Consider the following 648-nt stretch of genomic DNA (forward strand, 5'->3'; position numbering starts at 1 on the left):
GCCAAATAGGGAAGTTTCGCGGGCGTGAAACTGGAATCTCCCCTGAAAGCTTGATCAGAAGCGCGGTTTAAAGCCCGATAGGCCGTTGGCCAAGCACCAAGCCTGAATTATCTTCACGACACCGTCAGGTGACTCATCAGTACCCTCTTCTGGATAATAAAGAAGATCCGATCCTGCTGGGTGAGGGACTACTTTATTAAAATGCTCTACTAACGCGTCTCGTTCCTCCTCAGTTCCCGAATCGTCGATAGCTTTGATCAGGGCTTTGAACTCCTGTTCAGTGTAATCCGCAAGGTTGGTCTTCAGCTTCATCACTTCATCCCTCGATGTATGTCTATATGGTGTTTGGATGTAACCGCTCTCAGGTTGTCCACGTCGTACACCGCGCCACCATCTTTAATCAATTCGACGTGGTGCAGCTCGAAGGAGATACGCTTTCCTACATGCTCGCTCTTAGGTGCCGCCGGGGCAAAACCTTTCGTCATGTCTGAGAGATTGCGTGGTTTGAATTGTCGGCTCAATTCTGGATCGGCAGCGACGGCCTTCCAGAACGCCTTCCTGAACGCATCGAAGCTAGAAAACTCGCGCCCTCTGAGCTGGTCGGCAATACGCGTTGGGACAGGGGAACCCAGTCCGACCCCGGCCCCG

2 protein-coding genes are annotated in these 648 nt (G+C 52.5%); both read right to left on the reverse strand.

Annotation, left to right across the window (positions count from 1 at the left end; genetic code table 11):
* Positions 1–54: 54 nt before the first annotated feature.
* Entirely contained in the window at positions 55–312 is a 258-nt protein-coding gene (locus tag NPS47_RS25290) for a bacteriocin immunity protein (RefSeq protein ID WP_274297435.1), read from the reverse strand.
* Positions 312–648: HNH endonuclease signature motif containing protein (locus NPS47_RS25295; protein ID WP_274297436.1), on the reverse strand; the 337-nt coding region annotated here is incomplete at its 5' end. The genes NPS47_RS25295 and NPS47_RS25290, both read right to left, overlap by 1 nt.

This window comes from Pseudomonas putida (assembly GCF_028682475.1).
Classification (GTDB): Bacteria; Pseudomonadota; Gammaproteobacteria; order Pseudomonadales; family Pseudomonadaceae; genus Aquipseudomonas; species Aquipseudomonas putida_AG.

What these genes read in the sequence shown, in the direction of transcription:
- NPS47_RS25290 (WP_274297435.1), bottom strand. Translation starts at nt 312, where the DNA reads ATGAAGCTGAAGACCAACCTTGCGGATTACACTGAACAGGAGTTCAAA.